At 76.0% G+C, this 4,855-nt stretch carries 2 protein-coding genes; both read right to left on the bottom strand.

All coding sequences use genetic code 11. The annotated features are described in order from the left end of the window. Positions 1-64: 64 nt before the first annotated feature. Positions 65-1,972, bottom strand: a complete 1,908-nt coding sequence (locus WD250_13625; protein MEX2621248.1) for a serine/threonine-protein kinase — start codon at positions 1,970-1,972, stop codon at positions 65-67. Between the two features lie 210 nt (positions 1,973-2,182). Continuing rightward, the coding region (locus WD250_13620; protein ID MEX2621247.1) for a protein kinase at positions 2,183-4,855 on the bottom strand (2,673 nt) is incomplete at its 5' end.

Raw genomic sequence — 4,855 nt, 5'->3', positions numbered from 1 at the left:
CGCACCAGGTGGCCGGGCGCACCAGGTGGCCGGGCGCACCAGGTGGCCGGGCGCAGGTTCGGGGTCAGCCCGACAGGGTCGTCAGCTTGGCGTCGGTGGTGTCGAGCAGGGTGTCGGTCAGCGCCTCGTCGGCGCTGGGGTAGTCGAGGTGGATGACCTGGCTGACGACGTCGCCCACCTGCTGGAAGATGAGGTCGACGTCGAGCACGAGGGCCGAGCCGGGTTGGGTGTAGGAGATGCGCATGGCGCCGTCGCCGAGGTCCAGGGACTCGGAGGTCACATCCTCGACCCCGCCCAGGCGCTCCAGGCAGGCGACCTCGTCGTGGAGCGCGGCCATGAAGGCCTCCGCCTCGCCGTCGGGGAAGACGCGCAGCCCCTGCGCGACCCGCGGCCCGGGGGAGCCCGCGCGGTAGGCCACGGCCTCGACGGGCTCGGCGTACTCGGTGCCGGTACACAGCATCGCGGGCACCTCGGCGCGGGCCTGGCGCTCGAGGTCGGCGTCGAGCGTCCATGACCCCTCGAGGTCGTCGGGCTCCAGGCGCACCGAGCGCAGCGTCGACCGGTCGACCCCGGGCGGGGTGCCCGCGGCCGCGACGCCGGGGTCCTCCTCGTCACCGAGCAGCAGCGCCCCCCCGCCGACGGCGCCGAGGACCAGCACGAGCGCCAGACCGGCGAGCAGCGGGACGCGGGACCGGCGGGGCGCCGCCGGGGTGCCGGGCCCGCCGGGTGTGGCGGGCGTGCCGGGGCCGCCGGGTGTGGCGGGCGCGCCGGGCCCGCCGGGCGTGGCAGGCGTGCCGGGCCCGCCGGGTGTGGCAGGGGCGCCGGGTGTGGTGGGCGTGCCGGGGCCGCCGGGTGTGGCGGGGCCGCCGGGTGTGGCGGGCGTGCCGGGTGTAGCGGGCGTGCCGGGGCCGCCGGGTGTGGCGGGAGCACCGGGTGTGGCCGGGGCCGGCGCGGCCGGGCCGGGCGCGATGCCCGCGGCGCGCACCGCGTCGGCGACGAGGCCCGCGACGGTGCCGCTGTCCACCCCGGGCAGCGCGGCCAGGGCCGCGGGATCGATCGTGTTGGTGGCGTCCTCGTCCTCGACGATGCGCTTGGGCTCGCCCACGACGGTGAGGGGGGACACCCGCTGGCCCATCCGGCGCTGGCAGTCTTGGAGGGCCCGCCCCGCCGCCTCGGCGGTGGGGATGCGCGTCGCGGTGTCCTTGGTCATCAGCTGCTCGACGACCGCGCACACCGACTCCGGCACGCCGCGCTCCCGCAGGTCGGGCACCGGGTCGGAGATGATGCGGCTGAGCGCGGGGACGATCGACTGGTCGGTGTCCCGGATGAACGCGGGAGCCCCGGCCAGGAGCATGTAGAGGGTGGACCCCAGCGCGTAGACGTCGGACAGCGCCGAGGGGGGCTGGCCGCCGAGCAGCTCGGGGGACACGTGGGCGATGCTGGCGGTGAGGGTGTCGGTCTTGGTCTCCTCGGTGCCCTGCAGGCGCGCGATCCCGAAGTCGGCGAGCTGGGGCTCGCCGTAGGCCGACAGCAGGATGTTCTCCGGCTTGACGTCGCGGTGCAGGACACCGCCGCGGTGGGCGGTCTCCAGCGCCCCGGCCGTCTTCACGCCGATCGACAGCACCTCGGCCCACGGCAGCGGGCCCGCGTCCGCCAGCTGGTTGGCCAGCGCGCCGTTGGAGGTGAACTCCATCACGATGTAGGGCTGGCCGCGCTCGGTGAAGCCCGAGCCGTGCACGGTGATGATGTGGGGGTGGCCCGCCAGGGTGCCCATGGCCCAGCACTCGCGCTCGAAGCGGAGCCGGACCCGCTCGTCGGTCACCGCGTCGTGCAGCACCTTGACCGCCACGGTGCGCGACAAGGTCTCCTGGCGCGCGCGGTAGACGGTCGCGAACCCGCCGCGCCCGATCTCCACGGCGTCACCCAGGCCCTCGATACCGAGGTCCTTCGCCGCCACTGCGCCCTCGCTCATCCCGCTGCCCCTTGCGTGCCCGGCCTTCGCCGTCTGGACGGTTACCCTGCGCTCCCTCGCGCCGGCCACCGACCGCTCCCGCGAGCCGCCCGTGTGGCCTGCTCGCAGGGATGGACCGAGCTCCCCGAACGATACGCCCAGTAGCGCCCGCTGGCTACGGGCGTTCGGCCGGGGCCCCTCCAGGCGCCCGCACGCCGCGGCGCCCCGCGCTCACTCGAGCAGCGTGCGTGCCACCGCCCCGTCGGGCGCCACCGCGAAGCGCACCGCGGCGCCGTCGCAGGAGACCGCCATGGCGTCGTCGGGGCTGGAGAAGCCGCCGGCCTCGTCGGGCGCACCGCCGGACAGGACGTACCAGACGGGCACGGCCTCGCAGAGCTCGGCGCCGTCCTCCGGCGTGTCCATCTCGAGCCACACGGCCACGGCGGTCTCCTCGCCGCGGGTCCACGCCACCAGCGTGCCCCCGCCCCACCCGGCGGCGGCGGGCAGCGCCTGCTCCTCGCCGAGCTCGGCCAGCAGCTGCTGGAGGTCCTGCTCCCCGAACGTCCGGCGGACCAGCTCCCCCCAGCCGTCCCCGGGCGGGTCCGCCCGTCCCGCCACGTCGATCGCCGGCTCGCGCGCCAGGTACTTGTCGGGGTGGATGATCTGCTCGGTCGTGGTGGGCGGGTCCTCGTAGGCGGCGTCGAGCGTCGCCACACCGCCCTCGGCGAACAGCGCGCGGGCGAAGTCCTCGCCGGCCACGAAGGGGAACAGGAACTCGCCGAGCATGGCCCGCGACACCGAGCGCCCCACCCGGGCGGGCAGCAGGCTCAGGTCGGAGTCCGCCTGGGTCTGCTCCTCGGTGGTGAGGAAGCGCTCGGCCCACACCGTCGAGGACAGGAACGTGTCGCCCTTGACCAGGGCGTCCACCGCCCGGTCGGCGTCGGCGTTCGCGGCGTCCTCGTGGAGGGCCTGCAGGTCGAAGGCCGAGTCCAGCAGGGCGATCATCAGCTCGTCGGCGAGGACCTTGCGCTCAAGGGCGGACAGGCTCTGGCCCGTGCCGCGCACGTGCGCGCGGCCGACCGACTCGTCGTAGAAGCCGTTGAGCTGCTCCTCCCACAGGTCCCGGGTCAGCTCGGGGTAGTCGGTGTCGCGCGGGATCAGCCGCAGTGCGGCGAGCACCTGGCCTTGCTCGGCGAGGTCGTCACGCTGGGATCCCCCCGCGTACTCGCGGACCAGCGCCGAGTACTCCTCGGGCGGGTAGCGGCGCGCGTCGAGGTTGCCGCGCAGGGCCAGCCCCCGGATCTCCGAGATCTGCGTCGCCATCTGGGTGACGTCGAGGATCTGGCCGCCGTCCTCGCCCACGGCCATGTCGTCCACGGCGGTCCCGGTCCCGCTGTCCGCGGGCTCGGCGACGTCGCCGGACTCCCCTGGGTCGGTCGCGCCGCGTCCCAGGACGAGCACCGCGGCGACGGCCGCGACCGCGACGCAGGCGGCGACGGCCAGCACCACAGGCGTGCGGCCCCGCCGGCGCGTGACCGGCATGGGTCCGGTCGGGTCGCCCGGCGAGCCCGGGGGGCCTGGCGCAGCGACGGGCGCGGTGGGCTCGCCCGTGGTGGGGTCGACTGGGGCGCTGGGGCCGACGGGCGCGGTGGGCTCGCCCGTGGTGGGGTCGACTGGGGCGCTGGGGTGGCCGGGTGCGGTGGTCTGGCCGGGTGCGGTGGGGTGGCCTGGTGCGGTGGTCTGCCCGGGTGCGGCGGGGTGGCCGGGCGCGGTCACGTCGCCCAGCCCGTCGCCGGTGCGCGCGGCCGCGTCGTCGACGCCGGGCACCGGGGGCGGCGCCGCCGGACCGGTGGCAGAGGCGGGCGCGGCAGCGGCGGCGGATGCGGCCGGGGGGTCGACGCGCTCCGTGTCCCCCGCCTCGGGTGACGCGGCGTCCGGGAACGCGGAGTCTGGATACGACGGCTCGGGGAACGACGGCTCGCCGGGGACGTGGATGGGCGCGACCGGCAGGCCGAGCCGGAGCTGGACGTCCTGCACGTGCACCGCCACGTCGAGGGCGGAGGCGAAGCGCTCGGCCGGGTCCTTGGCCATCAGGCGCTCGACGAGCGCGGCCACCTCCTCCGGCGCGCCGCCGGCGCGCAGATCGGGGACGGGCTCGCTGGTGATCCGGGTGAGCGCCGGCACGATCGACTCGTCGGTGTCGCGCAGGAACGCCGGCCGGCCCGACAGCAGGACGTAGCAGGTGGAGCCGAGGGCGTACAGGTCGGTGGCCACCGACGGGGGCGAGCCGGCCAGCAGCTCGGGCGCGACATGGGCGATGCTCGCGGTCAGCGTGTCGGTGCGGGTCTCGGGGCCCCCGGCCAGCCGGGCGATCCCGAAGTCGCCGAGCTCGGGCTCCCCGTAGGTCGACAGCAGCACGTTCTCGGGTTTGACGTCACGGTGCAGGACCCCCGAGCGGTGCGCGGTCTCCAGCGCCGAAGCGAGCTTGACGGTGGTCGACAGGACCTCGCGCCAGTCCATCGGCCCGTCGGCCTCGACGATGTCGGCCAGCGACCCCCCCGTCATGAAGTCCATGAGGATGAACGGCTGGCCGCTCGGGCTGAAGCCGGCCTCGAACACCGTGACGATGTTCGGGTGGTCCGACAGCAGGCCCATCGCGGTGCACTCGCGCTCGAAGCGCAGCCGCACCTTCTCGTCGTGCACCTCGGCGAGGAGCAGCTTGACCGCCACGGTGCGGTTCAGCGCCGTCTGGTGCGCCTCGTACACCACGCCGAACCCGCCGCGGGCGATCTCCCGGCCGATCTGCAGGTCGGGCAGGAGCAGGTCGGGGCCGCCGCCGGCCACCGGCTGGCGGCCGGCCGACACGTCGCCGGGCGCACCGCCCACCGTCCCTGACGACCGTGG

The organism is Egibacteraceae bacterium (genome assembly GCA_040905805.1).
Classification (GTDB): Bacteria; Actinomycetota; Nitriliruptoria; order Euzebyales; family Egibacteraceae; genus DATLGH01.
The sequence above is the reverse complement of the archived record's forward strand: the minus strand, read 5'-3'. Positions and strand labels throughout refer to the sequence as shown.